17 protein-coding genes and 1 other annotated feature are annotated in these 17,592 nt (G+C 29.3%); all 17 genes read right to left on the bottom strand.

Annotated features, from left to right (window positions below):
- Positions 1-1,038, bottom strand: coding sequence for an endolytic transglycosylase MltG (gene mltG, locus DR020_RS07435; protein WP_055257234.1), 1,038 nt, complete (start codon positions 1,036-1,038; stop codon positions 1-3).
- A 65-nt stretch (positions 1,039-1,103) separates the two neighbouring features.
- Positions 1,104-2,924 carry a translational GTPase TypA gene (gene typA / locus DR020_RS07430; protein WP_055257235.1) on the bottom strand — a complete coding sequence of 607 codons (1,821 nt, stop codon included), beginning with the start codon at positions 2,922-2,924 and terminating at the stop codon, positions 1,104-1,106.
- 152 nt (positions 2,925-3,076) lie between these two features.
- A complete protein-coding gene (locus tag DR020_RS07425) occupies positions 3,077-4,744 on the bottom strand; it encodes a ribonuclease J (protein ID WP_055257236.1) in 1,668 nt (555 codons plus the stop codon).
- A 61-nt stretch (positions 4,745-4,805) separates the two neighbouring features.
- On the bottom strand, positions 4,806-5,261 hold the full coding sequence (locus tag DR020_RS07420) for a Fur family transcriptional regulator (RefSeq protein WP_371811639.1): 456 nt from the start codon (positions 5,259-5,261) through the stop codon (positions 4,806-4,808).
- A 17-nt stretch (positions 5,262-5,278) separates the two neighbouring features.
- Positions 5,279-5,539 (bottom strand): DUF1292 domain-containing protein, encoded by a 261-nt coding sequence (locus tag DR020_RS07415; RefSeq protein WP_055257237.1) that lies wholly within the window; start codon positions 5,537-5,539, stop codon positions 5,279-5,281.
- A 24-nt stretch (positions 5,540-5,563) separates the two neighbouring features.
- Positions 5,564-5,977, bottom strand: a complete 414-nt coding sequence (gene ruvX / locus DR020_RS07410; protein WP_055257238.1) for a Holliday junction resolvase RuvX — start codon at positions 5,975-5,977, stop codon at positions 5,564-5,566.
- 44 nt (positions 5,978-6,021) lie between these two features.
- A complete protein-coding gene (locus DR020_RS07405) occupies positions 6,022-6,279 on the bottom strand; it encodes an IreB family regulatory phosphoprotein (protein WP_055257239.1) in 258 nt (85 codons plus the stop codon).
- Between the two features lie 132 nt (positions 6,280-6,411).
- Positions 6,412-9,051, bottom strand: a complete 2,640-nt coding sequence (gene alaS, locus DR020_RS07400; RefSeq protein WP_112365630.1) for an alanine--tRNA ligase — start codon at positions 9,049-9,051, stop codon at positions 6,412-6,414.
- A gap of 61 nt (positions 9,052-9,112) precedes the next feature.
- Positions 9,113-9,290, bottom strand: a binding site (T-box leader).
- A gap of 53 nt (positions 9,291-9,343) precedes the next feature.
- A complete protein-coding gene (locus tag DR020_RS07395) occupies positions 9,344-10,354 on the bottom strand; it encodes an AI-2E family transporter (protein ID WP_055257241.1) in 1,011 nt (336 codons plus the stop codon).
- Positions 10,354-10,842, bottom strand: coding sequence for a PRC-barrel domain-containing protein (locus tag DR020_RS07390; protein ID WP_055257242.1), 489 nt, complete (start codon positions 10,840-10,842; stop codon positions 10,354-10,356). Before DR020_RS07390 ends, DR020_RS07395 begins: the two co-directional genes overlap by 1 nt.
- Before the next feature lie 109 nt (positions 10,843-10,951).
- Entirely contained in the window at positions 10,952-12,028 is a 1,077-nt protein-coding gene (gene mnmA / locus DR020_RS07385) for a tRNA 2-thiouridine(34) synthase MnmA (RefSeq protein WP_112365629.1), read from the bottom strand.
- A gap of 22 nt (positions 12,029-12,050) precedes the next feature.
- A complete protein-coding gene (gene nifU / locus DR020_RS07380; RefSeq protein WP_055257244.1) occupies positions 12,051-12,482 on the bottom strand; it encodes a Fe-S cluster assembly scaffold protein NifU in 432 nt (143 codons plus the stop codon).
- A gap of 2 nt (positions 12,483-12,484) precedes the next feature.
- Complete coding sequence (gene nifS / locus DR020_RS07375) at positions 12,485-13,669, bottom strand: cysteine desulfurase NifS (RefSeq protein WP_112365628.1); 1,185 nt, start codon at positions 13,667-13,669, stop codon at positions 12,485-12,487.
- Between the two features lie 24 nt (positions 13,670-13,693).
- Complete coding sequence (locus DR020_RS07370) at positions 13,694-14,113, bottom strand: RrF2 family transcriptional regulator (RefSeq protein WP_055257246.1); 420 nt, start codon at positions 14,111-14,113, stop codon at positions 13,694-13,696.
- Between the two features lie 155 nt (positions 14,114-14,268).
- A complete protein-coding gene (locus tag DR020_RS07365) occupies positions 14,269-15,546 on the bottom strand; it encodes an FAD-dependent oxidoreductase (RefSeq protein ID WP_055257247.1) in 1,278 nt (425 codons plus the stop codon).
- On the bottom strand, positions 15,543-16,532 hold the full coding sequence (locus tag DR020_RS07360; RefSeq protein WP_112365627.1) for a sulfide/dihydroorotate dehydrogenase-like FAD/NAD-binding protein: 990 nt from the start codon (positions 16,530-16,532) through the stop codon (positions 15,543-15,545). Before DR020_RS07360 ends, DR020_RS07365 begins: the two co-directional genes overlap by 4 nt.
- 113 nt (positions 16,533-16,645) lie before the next feature.
- On the bottom strand, positions 16,646-17,464 hold the full coding sequence (locus DR020_RS07355; protein ID WP_112365626.1) for a D-alanyl-D-alanine carboxypeptidase family protein: 819 nt from the start codon (positions 17,462-17,464) through the stop codon (positions 16,646-16,648).
- Positions 17,465-17,592 lie beyond the last annotated feature (128 nt).

The following is a 17,592-nucleotide window of genomic DNA, read 5'->3' as shown; positions in this document are numbered from 1 at the left end:
TCAATTTACATTTAGTTCTTCTTTTTTCTTAAGAAAATCTTGATAGTTGTTTGTGAAAAAATGCGAACCATTTTCAGTTAATACGTAATATAGGTAATCTGTATTATCTGGCTTTATTGCGGCTAACAAAGATTCTTTCCCTGGATTGCATATTGGACCTATTGTAAGGCCTTTATTTAAATAAGTGTTATATGGTGAATCAACTTCAAGATCTTTGTATGTTACAATATTTATCTTAGGATTCCCTAAAGCGTAAACCACAGTAGCATCTATTTGAAGAAGCATATCACTTTTTAAACGGTTATATATAACAGAAGATACCAAACTTCTATCTTCGTCAGTACTAGCTTCTTTCTCAATAATAGAACCTATAGTAGCATATTTTTCATAATCATCTTTAGGTATTGTAATACCTGTTTCATTTTGAATCTCGTTCATAACTATATTAAATTTTTCTAACATAGTTTCTATTATTTCATCTCCAGTCATACCATTTCTAAAATTATAGGTATCTGGAAACAAAAATCCTTCTAAATTATACTTTTTTTCATTATTTAATGTTATATAACTTGGAACATTGTAATTTTTAACAGCTTTTAAAAAACTATCCGCCTTAATTATTCCATTTTCTTGAAGAGTTTGAGCTATTTCTTCTACGGTATATCCTTCAGGAAATGTAATCTTTTTAGTTGTTCCTATACCGCTTTGTAAAATATTAACAAGTTCCTTTAATGTTACATTTGTATTTATAGTATAATCTCCTACCATAATTTTATCACTTATATGATTTAATTTTAAATAAACCTTAGCAAAAAATACGTTAGGCATTATATTTTCTTCTTTTAGTTTTTCAAATACTCCATATAACGTATCTCCATTGTTAACCGTTATACTTATAGTAGATTCATCTTTTTCTTTTGTTAGGGGTCTGTTCTCAGTCGAAATGTAATCAATTCCTAAAATAACTGACACTACTATTAAAAATATAATAATAATGCTTGAAATAACAGTTTTTTTTGACCTATTTAACTTTAACAAACAAGAAACCTCCTTAATTTATAATATAGAGTAAATGCGTAACATTTACTCTATACAAGATAAGACTATTTTCTACTTGCTCTTTTTCTTGCTGCACTATCTAATATTCTTTTTCTCATTCTAACATTTACTGGAGTAACCTCTACTAATTCATCATTATTAATGAATTCTAAACATTGCTCTAGTGACATTGCTGTTACAGGTGATAATTTTAAAGCATCATCAGCACCAGCTGATCTTGTATTTGTCAATTGTTTTCTTTTACAAATATTAACTTCTATATCATCTGCCCTTGAACAAACTCCACAAACCATTCCTGCATAAACTTCAACTCCAGGTTCTATAAATAAAGTTCCTCTTTCTTGAGCATTAAATAATCCATATGTTATTGATTCACCAGTTTCAAATACAACTAAAGAACCTCTACTTCTTCCTGGTATTTCACCTTTATATGGCTCATATCCATCAAACACATGATTCATAATTCCATTTCCCTTAGTGTCTGTCATAAATTCGTTTCTAAATCCTATAAGTCCTCTAGCTGGAACTCTAAACTCTAATCTAGTATATCCATTAACTGCTGATGTCATATTAACCATTTCAGCTTTTCTAGGTCCAAGTTTTTCCATAACTGGTCCCATAAATTCTTCTGGCACATCAATCGTTAAATATTCCATAGGTTCTACTTTACGTCCATTTTCTTCTTTAAAAATAACATTTGGTTTAGAAACTTGAAACTCATAACCTTCTCTTCTCATAGTTTCTATAAGAATTGATAAATGAAGTTCTCCTCTACCACTTACTTCAAAACAATCTGGACTAAGTTCTGTAACTTTTAAACTTACATTTGTTTCAAGTTCTTTCATCAATCTATCTCTTAAATGTCTTGATGTTACAAATTCTCCTTCTCTTCCTGCAAAAGGTGAATCATTAACCATAAAATTCATATTAAGAGTAGGCTCATCTATTTTTACAAATGGTAAAGCTTCTGGATTTTGAGCATCTGTTATAGTTTCACCTATACCAGCATCTGCAATACCACTTATAGCTACTATATCACCAAGACTTGCCTCTTCAACTTCTTGTCTTTTTAATCCGTCATATGTATAAACACCTGACACTTTAAAATTATCTATTTTTCCATCTTGTCTTACTATTGCTGCTTGTTGATTTTTTCTAACTTTTCCTCTTGATATTTTTCCTATAGATATTTTACCAACATACTCAGATGTGTCTAATGTAGTTACTAGCATTTGTAATGATTCATCTAAATATCCCTTTGGTGGCTCTACGTGATTTATTATAGTATCAAATAAATCTTTCATATTATCTTTAGGATTGTCTAAATCCACTGTAGCAACTCCATCTCTAGCTGAAGCATAAACTATTGGGAAATCTAATTGTTCATCATCTGCTCCAAGTTCTGAGAATAAATCAAACACCTCATCAATAACTTCCTCTGGTCTTGCATTTGGTTTATCTATTTTGTTAATTACAACAATTGGTCTTAATCCAAGTTCTAGAGCTTTTCTTAAAACGAACTTTGTTTGAGGCATAGCTCCCTCATAAGAATCTACAACTAAAAGAACACTATCTACCATTTTTAGTACACGTTCAACTTCTCCTCCAAAATCAGCATGTCCTGGAGTATCTATAATATTTATTTTTATGTCATTGTAATGAACTGATGTATTTTTAGAAAGAATAGTTATTCCTCTTTCTTTTTCTAAATCATTAGAGTCCATAACTCTTTCTTGCACTTTTTCATTTGTTCTAAAGATATTACTTTGTTTTAATAATGCGTCAACTAATGTAGTTTTACCATGGTCAACGTGAGCTATAATAGCTATATTTCTAATATCTTCTCTTGTAAATAAATTACTCATTCTTTTTCCTCCAATTTTTTATACAGAAAAAATTGGATACTTACTAGTATCCAATCTTTTCTCTTCATATAGAAATTGTAATATTTAATTATTAAAAAGTCAATGTTTGAAGTTAAAAGAAGATAATTAACACTAACTTTTTAAATCTATTACTATATTTCCATTATTATAGGTAATATCATAGGTTTCCTTTTTGTCTTTTCATAAAGGTATAATCTTAAGCCATCTCTTATACTAGATTTCATTGTTGCCCAATCTGTTATATTTTTATCTTCGCAATCTTTCAAAACCTCTCTGACTATAGACTTTGCCTCATCCATTAAGTCTTCTGACTCTCTTACATAAACAAAGCCTCTAGATATTATATCTGGTCCTGCAATAATTCTTGATGTATTTTTATCTATTGTAACAACTACAGTCAAAATACCATCTTGAGATAAATGTTTTCTATCTCTAAGCACAATATTTCCTACATCTCCAACACCTAAACCATCTACAAAAACTTGCCCCGAAGAAACTGTTCCATTCTTTCTTATACTATCTCTAGTTATTTCTATAATATCCCCATTATCTGCAATCACAAAATTTTTTTCTGGCAATCCTACACGTACAGCTAATTCGCCATGTTGCTTAAGATGCCTATATTCTCCATGAACTGGAATAAAAAATCTTGGTTTTACTAAAGCTTGCATAAGTTTTAATTCTTCTTGACAGGCATGACCTGACACATGTATAGATTGTAACGAACCGTATATAACTTCTGCACCTTTTTTAAACAATTGATTTATAACTTTTGATACTAATTTTTCATTGCCTGGTACTGGAGTTGCTGAAATTATTACAGTATCGCCCTCTAAAATATTTAATTTTCTATGCTCTGAAGCTGCCATCCTAGCTAAAGCGGACATTGGCTCTCCTTGACTTCCTGTTGTTATAACCACAATCTTCTCATTTGGATACTTATTTATATTATCTACTGAAAGTAAAACATCTGGATCTATATTTAAATAACCTAATTCAATTGCAACTTGAACTATATTTTCCATACTTCTTCCAGACACCGCTATTTTTCTATCATATAGCTGTGCTGCTTCTACTATTTGCTGAATTCTGTGAATATTTGATGCAAATGTTGCAACTATTATCCTACCTTTAGCTTTTGCAAATATTCTTTTAAAACTTTCTCCAACAACTCTCTCTGACATAGTATATCCAGGTCTTTCAACATTTGTAGAATCTGCTAACATTGCTAAAACGCCTTTTCTTCCAAGTTCTGCAAACCTAGCAAAATCCATAACCTCACCATCTATAGGAGTGTAATCAACCTTAAAATCTCCTGTGTGAAGTATCGCTCCTATAGGCGTATGAATAGCTATAGCTACTGAATCTGCTATACTATGATTTGTTTTTATAAATTCCACTGAAACTGAGTTTAATTTTATAACATCTCTTGGCTTAACTGTAATAAGTTCCGTAGTACTTAATAAACCATGTTCCTTTAATTTAGTTTCAACTATTCCTAAGGTAAGCTTTGTACCATAAATAGGAACATTTAATTGCTTTAGAAAATATGGTAATGACCCAATATGGTCTTCATGTCCATGCGTTAAAAATATTCCTCTAATTTTTTCAGAATTTTTTACCAAATAAGATATATCTGGTATAACTACATCTATACCAAACATATCTTCATCTGGAAACTTAAGACCACAATCAATAATTACTATATCATCTTTAAATTCAACAACCGTAATGTTCTTTCCAATTTCATTTAGCCCACCTAAAGGTATAATTTTAACCTTTAGTTTTTCACGCTTCATAGTTCCCCTCCTTTTTTTATTTTTTTATATATAACAAAGGTAATTCAAATAAGAACCCCCTCTATTTTTCCTTTTCACTACACTCTTTACAAATACCAAAAAACTTCACCATGTGGTCTGATATTTTGAATCCATACTTCTTTTCTATATCTTTTTCTAATTCTTCTAAAAGATCTCCGTGTACTTCTAACACTCTTCCACAAGAGTTACACACTAAATGATGATGTCTATGAGTTTCATGCTCATGAGCTAATTCATATCTACTACATCCATCATTTAAATCCAATTTATATATAACTCCAATTTCTTCTAATAATAATATAGTCCTATAAACTGTAGCTAATCCAATTTCAGGACAAGTTAATTTTACCTCATCATATATTTCCTCTGCTGTTAAGTGTTCACCTTCGTTTTTTATTATAGCATCAACAATTGATCTTCTTTGAGGAGTCAACTTATACCCTTTTTTCTTTAAATCCTCTTTTAAAGAATCAAAATTAGTAATAGCCATCGACATATTAAAAACTCCTCTTTTTACTCTTCTTCATCGGCAAATAACGTTGCATATGCCTCTTCTATCATTTCAATTTCAAAATCACTTTCAACAGGGACTAATATTTCTTCATCATTTTCATCTTTAATAACTTTCATTGCTATAACAACTTCTTCATCTTCATTCATTGGTGATAATAGGAAATATTCATTTTCTTCTATATCTAATTTTGTTATTACTTCAAATTCTGTTTCTTCACCGTTTTCATCTAATAATAATAATGGTTCTAAATTATCGTTCATATCTTTCCTCCTAAAATATTATATTTATTTTGATATTCTATCTAAATAACCTTGCAGTATATAAGTTGCTGCTACTTTATCAACTATTTTATTTCTTTTGCTTCTAGATAAATCAGCCTCAAGCATAGCCCTATGAGCTGCTACTGTTGTCAATCTTTCATCCCAAAATTCAATATCTATATTAACAACTTCTTTTAATCTTTCACAAAACTCTATAACCATTTCACCTGATGGTCCAATGGTACCATTCATATTTTTAGGCATACCAGCTACTATTGTTTCTACACTATATTCATTGCATATTTTTTTTATTGCTTCCATATCATTTGTGTAATTTTTTCTTCTTATTGTTGTAATTCCTTGAGCTGTCCACCCTAAAGGATCACTTATAGCAACTCCTATCGTTTTAGTTCCTATGTCTAATCCTAAAATTCTCATTTTTAAAACTCCTTATATAAAAAGAGTACCCTTTCGGGGTACTCTTATTTTATCTCTAGATAAGATTTTATAACTTCTTCAAGAATTTCATCTCTTTCAAGTTTTCTTACTAAAGCTCTCGCCCCGTTGTAATTAGTAATGTAAGTAGGGTCTCCAGATAATAAATATCCAACCAACTGATTAACAGGGTTATAACCTTTTTCTTTTAAAGAATTATATACATCAGTTAAAATAGATTTCGTTAAATCCTCTTTGTTTTTATTAAAATCAAATTGTAAAGTATAATCAAAATTATTCTTCATAGACGTTGCTGCATTAACAGCTTCACCCCCTTACATAGTATACTATAAGTATTTACTATTATATAATTAATTATTCATTTAATCTAAACTTAATTCTAATTATATTATAAACTATAATGTAAAAAAAGTATACTATTTTACAAGCTTTTCTAATACTTCTTTAGCTTTTTGTAATGCTTCGTCTATTTTTTCTGGAGTTTTTCCACCAGCTTGTGCGATATCTGGTCTTCCACCACCACCGCCATTTACAACTTGTGCAACCTCTTTTATTATCTTACCACTATGAACTCCTTTATCTAAAGAATTCTTAGTTGCCATAACTATCAAATTAACTTTTCCATTTATTTCGCTGGCTAAAACTACAACTCCAAGACCTAATTTATTTCTAACTTTATCTCCTAAATCTCTTAACGAATTAGCATCTAAATCTTTAAGAGATGCTGTTGCAAGTTTTATTCCTTTTACATCTATGGCACTGTTTACTATGTCATCTTCTGCACCTTGTACTAATTTTGCTTTAAGGTCTGAAATTTCTTTTTCTTTTTCTTTTATTTGTTGCCCTTGAGCTAATATTTTCTTAATAACATCTTTTTCTGAACATTTAAACATTTTTTCTATTTCTTTTAATATAGAATTTTTATTTTCCATAACTTCCATGGCATTCTTTCCTGTTACAGCTTCAATTCTTCTAATGCCAGATGCCACTCCTGATTCAGAAATTATAGATATTAATCCTATTTCTCCTGAGTTTTTAACATGAGTTCCTCCACAAAGTTCTTTAGAGAAATCTCCAACTGAAACAACTCTTACCACTTCTCCGTATTTTTCATCAAAAAGACAAGTAGCACCACTATTTTTAGCTTCATCTATTGTCATTTCTTTAGTATCAACTTTTTCAACATTCATAATATTTTCATTTACTATATTTTGAACTTTTTTAAGTTCTTCTTCAGTTAATGCTGAAAAATGTGTAAAATCAAATCTTAATCTTTGTTCATCTACATAAGAACCAGATTGATTTACATGATTTCCTAAAACCTCTTTTAAAGCTTTATGAAGCATATGAGTAGCCGTATGGTTTTTAGATATACTATTTCTTCTTTCCTTATCCACTACTAGTGTTACATCTTGATTATTTTTAACTGTTCCTTCTATTATTTCAACATAGTGAATAAATTTTCCACCCACATTTTTCTTACAATCTATAACTCTAGCTTTACCTGTTTGTGATTCTATTATTCCAGTATCTCCAACTTGACCTCCCATTTCTGCATAAAATGGTGTTTTAGAAACCACAATAAATCCTGTATCTCCTACATTTAAACAATCTTTAAATTCTATTTCATTTCCTAAAACCATAATTTTAGACTCTAATTCATTTTTTTCATAACCATCAAAAACAGTTATTACTTCAGAGCTTATCTTATTTGCAGGATTTTCATCACTACCCATATAGCTATGTTCTCCCCTAGCATTTCTCGCTCTTTCTCTTTGTTCTCTCATTTCTTTATTGAACCCATCAATATCTACTTTTAATGATTTTTCTTCTACAATTTCTTCTGTAAGTTCTAACGGAAATCCATAAGTATCATATAATTTAAATACTTTTTCTCCTGATAAAATTTTATCATTATTTTTTATAGCATCATCTATATATGCCTTAAGTATATCCATACCAGAATCTATTGTTTCATTAAATCTTTCTTCTTCAAGTTTTACAATTTTCTTTATATAACTTTCTTTTTCTTTAAGTTCTTTATAAGCTTCCCCATAATTTTCTATAACAGACTCTACAATATCACTTAAAAATAATCTCTTAACTCCTAAAAGTCTACCATGTCTTGCAGCACGTCTTAAAAGTCTTCTTAAAACATATCCACGTCCTTCATTAGAAGGTTGAACCCCATCACATATAAGCATTGCAACACTTTTTACATGATCTGTTATTATTCTTATTGATATATCTTTAATTTTATCTTCTCCATATTTTGTATCAGTTAAAGAGCATACCTTTTTTAATATATTATTTACTGTATCAATTTCAAATATATTATCAACACCTTGCATTATTGTTGCAATTCTCTCAAGTCCCATACCAGTATCTATATTTGGATGTTCTAATCTATTGTAATTTCCTTCTTCATCCCTATCAAATTGTGTAAATACTAAATTCCAAAATTCAACTATTCTATCTTCATCTGCTGCTTTTAAAAATTCTTCTACAGTTTCAACCTTTCCTTTTCCTCTATCGAAGTGAATTTCTGTACAAGGTCCACAAGGTCCTACTCCTATCTCCCAAAAATTATCATCTTTTCCTAATCTAAAAATTCTTGAAGTGTCAATATCTGTTTTTTCTTTCCATATTTCAAATGCTTCATTATCTTCAAAATATATAGTTACATAAAGTTTATCTTTTGGTATTTGTAAAACTTCTGTTATAAATTCCCAAGCCCATGGGATTACTTCATTTTTAAAATAGTCTCCAAAAGAAAAATTACCAAGCATTTCGAAAAAAGTACCATGTCTTGATGTCTTACCTACATTTTCTATATCTCCAGTCCTTATACACTTTTGACATGTAGTTATTCTTGTTTTTGGTGGCTGTTCAAGCCCTGTAAAGTAAGGCTTTAAAGGTGCCATACCTGCATTTATAAGTAATAAACTATTATCATTTCTAGGTACTAGTGGAAATGATTGTAGTTTTAAATGTCCTTTGCTTTCAAAAAAACTAAGAAATTCTTCTCTTAATTCATTTGCTCCCATGAATTTCATAAAAATTTTCCTCCTAAAAAATATATTATTTAAAAATAAAAAAAGCTATCATCCCTAAAAAGTAAGGGACGAAAGCTTAGAATTCCGCGGTACCACCCTAATTATGTATAAATCAAAATACATCACTTAGTAAAATATAGCTCTAAGATAGCTTCAGTAGTATTGCTAAGAAGTTTACACCTCCCACTTCCTCTCTTAATAGCAATTACTTACCTACTCATTCTCGTCATAGCTTGCATTATTAATATAGCCAAATTATATGAAAAAAAATTTAATATGTCAATAATTTATTTTAAAACAAATAGTAATCTAAGTCATCATATACAACTTTGAGTATTACAAATAGAGGTATTATTAATATCATTCCAATTATCCCTCCCAATTTTTCTCCTAATACTAATAAAATAATAATTATTAAGGGATGTATATCAGTACTACTTGCAGTTACTTGCGGAGCTATAAAATTTCCTTCTATCTGTTGAATTGCTCCAAGACCTATAAAAGTTAATATGCATTTTAATGGATTACTCACTAAAGCTATGGCAAGTGCAGGAATCATTCCTAATATCGGTCCAAAATATGGTATTATGTTAAATAATCCATTTATTATAGCTAATATAAGAGCAAATCTTATTCCAAGAACTGTAAGGAGTATAAAAGTCATAATTATAACAATCACGCTAAGTTCTATTTGACTCAAAACATATCTACTTAAAACCTTATCTATATCATTCATAAAACTTTTAATAATTTCTCTTTGACTCACAGGAAATATAAGCATTATTTTATCACTTAAATACTTACCATGTGCTAAAAAATAATAGGCAACTATAGGAACTATTATTATTGCTATTAAATTTCTAGATAAAATTTTCATAATTTCTGACAATTTAGATGAATAAACCAATATACTTGCATTTATTTTATCATAAATTTTATTTCCAAATCCTGAAATAAAATTTGAATCGACTAAAAACTGATTGTTATTTAAGTTATTTATAAATCCCTCCACATTATTTAAAATATCATCATTTAATATTTGTGGAATTATACTTATCGCTATTAAAAAAACTGCTAAAAATATGCTAGACAACAGGATTATTGAAATAATATTTCTGTTCAAATTAGATTTCTTGCAAAAATAATTGCATATTGGTTTTAAAGCATAAGCTAAAATAAATGCTACTAATATTATTGTCACTACTTCTCTTATAAATAAAAATCTACAATACAAAAATATAATTATACTTACTAACATGACTATAATAAAATATCTAATGTATTTATTAGCGCTAAATTTCATTATTCATTCACCTGTTTCCAGAATTTATGTGGCATTGATTTAAATATCACTTCTTGCTCCCCATAATATAAGATATTATTATCTCCAAGTATAGTATCATTTAAAAGAAAAATTCTTTTTCCATAAACAAACTTATGAAAAATTCCAGTAGATGCTATTAATCCTTTTATAGAAAAATCTCTGTCATCTATTAAAAGTTCATCTACAACTCCTATAACTTCTCCTTTTTTATTAATTATATCCATACCTTTTATGTCGCTAAATTTTAATCCATTATAAGTTGACACGGCTTTTGTAATAATAGAGCTTCCTATAGCTACTATATCTTCTTTTGGCACATAATTTTTTTTTGAAAAAATTTTACATGATATAATAAAACCTTCTATACTCTTATCAAAATAATTAATGGCTATATCATTTATTGTCCCCAATTTTTTACCATTGCAATTATATGTATCTAAATATTTAAAATCTTTTAGCTTATACAAAAAAAATCACCTCTAACCTTAATTTTTATTTTTAAGGTTAGTATTATCAGTTTTTATAAATAAATGCATAAAGAGCATTAAATTAAATTTAATGCTCTTTAAATATTTTCTATACTAAACTTTCTATAATTCCGCCACCTACAACTAAATCATCTAAATAAAACACAACTGATTGTCCTTTTGTTATGGCTCTTTGTTTCTCTTTAAAAGATACTCTAACTTTACCATTTTCTAAAGGCGTTATAGTAGCTGTTGCTGGTTTTGCAGAATATCTTATTTTAGCTTTTAATTCTAATGATTTATCCAAATTATCAAAGGCTATAAAATTAATATCCTTGCAAATTAAATCAGTTTTGAATATGTCTTCTTCTGCCCCCACAACAACTTCATTAGTTAAAGGGTTTATATCAGTTACAAATACAGGTCTTCCCATAGCTAATCCAAGACCTTTTCTCTGTCCTATAGTATAGTAAACTATCCCTTTGTGCTTTCCAAGGATATTTCCATCCTTATCTACAAAATTACCTTGCTTAACTTTTCCAGGCATAGCCTCAGATATATACTTACCATGATTATTATCTGAAATAAAGCAAATCTCTTCGCTATCCTTTTTATTATGAACATCAAGGCCTATTTCTTTTGCAATTTCTCTTATTCTATCCTTTGTATATTCTCCACAAGGCATTAGAGTATGCGCTAATTGTTCTTGAGTCATATTGTATAAAGCATAGGTTTGATCTTTTTTATCATCATCTGACTTTACTAAAATATATCTACCATTATGCTCCTCTATTTTAGCATAGTGACCTGTTGCTATATAATCAGCTCCTATTCCTTGAGCCTTTTTTAATAACTCATCAAACTTTAAATACTTATTGCAAGCAATACAAGGATTTGGTGTTTTACCTTCCATATATTCATCTATAAAATAGTCTATAACATTTTTTTTAAAACTATCTCTAAAGTTTAAAACATAAAAAGGTATACCTATTTTATCTGCTACTCTTCTTGCGTCATCTACCGCAGATAGAGAACAGCATCCTCCTTCTCTATCCTCATACTCTTTATCTTCTTGCCAAATCTGCATAGTCACGCCTATTACATCATAACCTTGTTCTTTTAAAAGATAAGCAGCAACGGAGCTATCAACTCCGCCACTCATACCTACAACTACTTTTTTCTTCAAATTTTATTCACCACTTTATATATTATTCGCCATGTACTTGTTCATGAATATCATGTGAATGTTCTTTTACTTCCCAAAGTTCTAATCCTTGTTTTTCTCTATAATCATTTATTGCTTTATGAATTGCTTCTTCAGCTAAAACTGAACAATGCATCTTAACTGGAGGAAGACCATCTAATGCTTCTGCAACTGCTTTATTTGTTAAAACCCAAGCCTCTTCTATAGTCTTTCCTTTTATTAATTCTGTAGCCATGCTTGATGATGCTATAGCTGAACCACATCCATAAGTTTTAAATTTAACATCTTTTATTATGTTGTCTTCTATGTCTAAATATATTTTCATTATATCTCCACATTTAGCATTACCAACTTCACCAACCCCGCTTGGGTTTTCTATTTCACCTACATTTCTTGGATTTTGGAAATGTTCCATAACTTTTTCACTGTATATCATAATTATTTTTCTCCCTTCTTTAAATGATCTTCCCATAATGGGGACATATTTCTTAATCTTTCTATAATAGGAGGTATAACCTCTAAAATATAATCTATATCCTCTTCTTTTGATCCTTCACCAAGTGTTAATCTTAATGATCCATGAGCTATTTCATGAGGTAACCCTATAGCTAAAAGTACATGTGATGGGTCTAATGAACCAGATGTGCAGGCACTTCCACTAGATGCACATATTCCCTTAAAATCAAGTGATAAGAGAATTGATTCTCCTTCTACAAATTCGAAACATACATTAACATTACCTGGTAATCTCTTATCTCCTTCAGCACCATTTAATCTAGTGTATGGAACCTTTAATAGCCCCTCTATAAGTCTATCTCTTAAAGCTATCATTTTATTTCTATGTTCTTCAAGATTATCAGTTGCAAGTTCTATAGCTTTACCAAGCCCAACTACACCTGGTATATTTTCTGTTCCTGCTCTTCTATTTCTTTCTTGACTACCACCATGAATTAAATTGTCTATTTTTATTCCTTTTCTTATATATAAAACACCTACTCCTTTAGGTCCATATATTTTATGACCAGCTAAAGAAAGTAAATCTATATTCATATCTTTAACATCAATAGCTACATTCCCCACTGCTTGCACTGCATCAGTATGGAAAAATATCTTTCTTTCTCTACATATTTCACCTATTTGTTTTATAGGCTCTATTGTTCCTATTTCATTATTTGCAAACATTATTGAAACTAATATAGTCTTATCAGTTATTGCATTTTTTAATTCTTCTAAATTTACAAGTCCTTTATCATCAACATCAAGATATGTAACTTCAAAACCATGTTTTTCTAAATATTGGCATGTGTGTAAGACAGCATGATGCTCTATTTTAGTTGTTATTATATGGTTCCCTTTATTTTTATGAGCTGATGCTATTCCCTTTATTGCCCAGTTATCTGCTTCTGAACCACCACCTGTAAAATAAACCTCATTAACATCACAATTTAATGCTTTAGCCACTTGCGCTCTAGCTTTATCTATAGCCATTCTATTTTCTCTTGATATTGAATAGAATGATGATGGATTTCCAAACTTTTGTGTAAAGTATGGTAACATTTCTTCCAACACTTCTGGTTTTACATAAGTTGTTGCCGCATAATCTAAATATACTGTATTTTCCATTTTTCCACTCCTATATTTTCATTATTACTTATTATTTATTTCGTTATAATCATTTACTATATCTTTAAGTGTTACTGATGTTGTAACATCTTCTATACTAGTTTTTATCTTTTGCCATACAAGCCTTGTTGCACAACAATTGCCATTATTACATGTAGTCCCTTCAACACAATCCGAAATCTCGATAGGACCTTCTAAAACCTCCATGATATCAGCAACTGTTATTTCCTCAGGTAACTTATTTAACACATATCCACCTTGTGCACCTCTAATACTTTTTATTAATTTTGCTTTTCTAAGTGCACTAAATAACTGTTCTAAATAATACTCTGATATCCCTTGTCTTTGAGAAATTGATTTTATTGAAATTGGTGACTCTCCGTAATGTATTGCTAAATCTACCATGGCTTTTACACCATATCTTCCTTTAGTAGATAGCTTCATAAAAATCACCCCTTAAAGTTGACTAAATTAATATACTTTATGCAATAATAATATCAAATCCGACTAACTTTGTCAACAATGCTTTTATATAATTTTTATATTTTTTATATCAATATTAATTAAGGGACTGCCCACTTTTTAGGCAATCCCTTATATTATACCAATTTTTTTTGAAATATATTATCTAAATTAAGCTGTTTGACTCTTTTTTCTATTTCATCTTTTTTAATACTATATAACCCCTGTTCTTTCATTCTATTAAAGTAAACTGACCCTGCAAAGGTATATCTTGTCATACGCCCTTCTCTTGATTCTGTCTTTTCATTTGCAAAAGATATCATATCACCAATAGCTATACTTCTAGGTAATACTAATCCTGGCATACCTAATCCATATCTAACAGCATTATATCCAGCTAAAGTACCAGTTACTATCGCCTCTGTATGTCCTACAAAAAGCCCTGATTTCTCTCCTGCACAAAAAAGGTTAGTTATTCCACAAACTCGCATATCATTATCCCTAGGCGCAACAGATAAATATCTTATTGAATTTCCTTTACCACCAGCATATGGATCTACATATTTAGCATTTTCAAATCCTTTTATTTTTCTAAGTTTTTTTAACGGATAATAAGTTGTCATAAGTTTTGCATGACCTGTATCTAAAAGAATTATATTTTCTGCAAATTCTTTTAAAGCATACTGCTGACATACTTTAGTAGATAACTTTCCATAGTTAACATCCTGCTCTGGTATTTTAACAACAACAACTCCTTTTTCATTCAATTCATTTACTATTTCATCAGATAAACTCTCTTTAGCTAACTTACAAGAACCACTAAACGCTCCAAGTTCATTATCTTTTCTTTCTCCTTGTATGTCTGAAACTCCACACCTTGCACTGATACTTATTCTAGGACCAAAAGATGGACATCTTAAAACACACATTGAACAACCATTTCCATACCTTAGACAGTTTCCCATAGGGCCTGTAGATCCTGTTGTTTCTACAAATACATCTCCAGAATAAAATGTACCATCTGCTGTATATATACCAAGTATTTTATTATCTTCTTTTTTCACATCTATAACTCTAGATATAAAATGCACTCGAATCCCTAAATTTTCAACATACCTTGTTACTTCCCCCTCTATTTTATTGACATCATAAAGCCAAGCATGCTCATGGCCTGGAAAATTTATGTTTTTATGCCTGCTTAATTTATCTGTTATATTTATCAAATCACCAGCACCCATAGCTATAAGTTCTTCTGATGCAGTATATCTTCCGTTATTTCTCATAATACCACCAACATTTCCAAGTCCTAAAAGCATATCAGTTTTTTCAAACAATTCTACTTCTGCACCACTTTTTTTAGCTTGTATTGCAGCTGCTATACCAGACCATCCACCACCAATTACCAAAACCTTCATATAAATCTCCTCCCCTTAAAAATATTTCTAGGATCTGTTTGAACTTTGCAAAGCCTCTTTACTTTATGTCCTACAAATCTAGCTGTACAACTTCCACAAACACCTTCTCCACAACACATTTTAGAATTATTACAACAAGATATATTAATATCTTCTCGATTTAAGTCATCTAAATAATTTATAACATTATAAGTTAATATATCAGCTCCAGCACAATGAATTAAACTAATATGATTATCTATGGCTAAATTTATTATTTTCTTTACTTCCTCAGAAAGATTTCCTTTATCAATTATATTAGCCTCTTCAATATCTATTTGATTAGTATCTAAATAATTCTTTATATAACTATTTTTAAACGGAGATTTATCTAAAACTAAATTTATTTTATTATTTTGAAGTAAAAGCTTTTTTATAACTGGAAGAGCTGGTGCCTCACCTATTCCCCTTACAAGAACCAAAATATTTTTATCAAATATGCTATTTATTGTTTTTATTCCAAAAACCCCATTAAAATATGGTCCTCTAATTCCTATATGTTCACCTAATGATAAATTTAAAAGTCTTTTCGTTTTTATTCCTCTTATTTCTACCATCATCATTAATGTATTTTCATCACAATTCGATTCCATTATCGAAATAGGAATATCAAAATATGGATTATCTTTTGTTTTTATAAATATAAAGCTTCCTGGAACTGATAAGTCCAAACATAACTTATGATTTGCTTTCACTTTTAAACATACAAGTTCATCTTCTAAAAAATTAAGTTCTACGATTTCACAATCAAATGTTTTTCTCCCTTCTTTTGCTTTATCGCCATTGTTTTTAAACTCTTGATATATACATACACCCTTCCAATTTCTACAATCACAAAAACATCTTCCATTTAATTGTGAACAGAGTATACATTCCCCTTCCTCTGCTAAATGGCAAGGGCAAAATTCACTTCCTGCATCAATACAATCAATCATTTCATATTTCATGTAATTTTTCCCCCTAAAAAACATCTTACTATTAAAATATTTATTTTTTTTAAATTTGTTACAAAAATAAAGACTACTTTAAAATGCTTTAAATTTAAAGTAGTCTTCAAAATTTATTTATAATTTTCTTTTATATAATTGTATATATTTTCTGTTACTTTCCATCTTTCAGGACAATTTAAAACAACTATTATTATATTTCTTCCATTATGATTAACAGATGTTACTAAACATTTCCCTGCTTGACCTGTAGTTCCTGTCTTTCCACCATTAGCCTCTGGAATCATCCAAAGAATTTTATTTATATTGTTATAATCTCTTGTGAATCCATATTTTTCTTTTAAGGTAGTTTTAGTTCCAGCTATTTCTTTAAATGTATCGTTTTCCATAGCTTTTGCCATTAATAAGGCTAAATCATATGCTGATGAATAATGATTTTGACTATCTAATCCGTGAGGTGATTCAAAATTTGAATCTATAAGTCCCATAGTTCTAGCTAAATCATTCATCATCACGCAAAACTCTGAAATTGATCCCCCTATATGTTCTGCTATAGCAATAGCTGCATCATTTCCTGACTTATACATAAGACCAAAAAGTACTTCTTTAAGTTTTATTTCTTCTCCAGCTTTATAACCAACTTTAGAACCTCTAATAGATGCTGCATTTTTAGATATAATAACAGTATCATCCAAGTTACCATAATTTATAGCTAAAATCGCTGTAAGAATTTTAGTAGTACTTGCCATAGGAACATTATCAAATGCTTTTTTTTCATATAAAATTTCTCTAGATTTTGTATCAAAAGCTATTGCATAATGTGCTTCTCTAGCTATGTCTTTATCTTTAGATAATCCAAAAACCTGTATAGGACTATATAGCATTAATAATAAAGATAATATAATTGCAATTTTTTCACATATTTTTCTCATAAACTTCTCCTTAATACAACTTTAAATATCCCACTTATATAGTTTTTTCCTAAAATTTTAAATTTATCATCAATTTTTTGATTATTTTTTTGATATATTGGGAATAATTAGTTGTATAAGAGTTAGGA

It is taken from the genome of Sarcina ventriculi (assembly GCF_900456775.1).
Taxonomy (GTDB): Bacteria; Bacillota; Clostridia; order Clostridiales; family Clostridiaceae; genus Sarcina; species Sarcina ventriculi.
The sequence above is the reverse complement of the archived record's forward strand: the minus strand, read 5'-3'. Positions and strand labels throughout refer to the sequence as shown.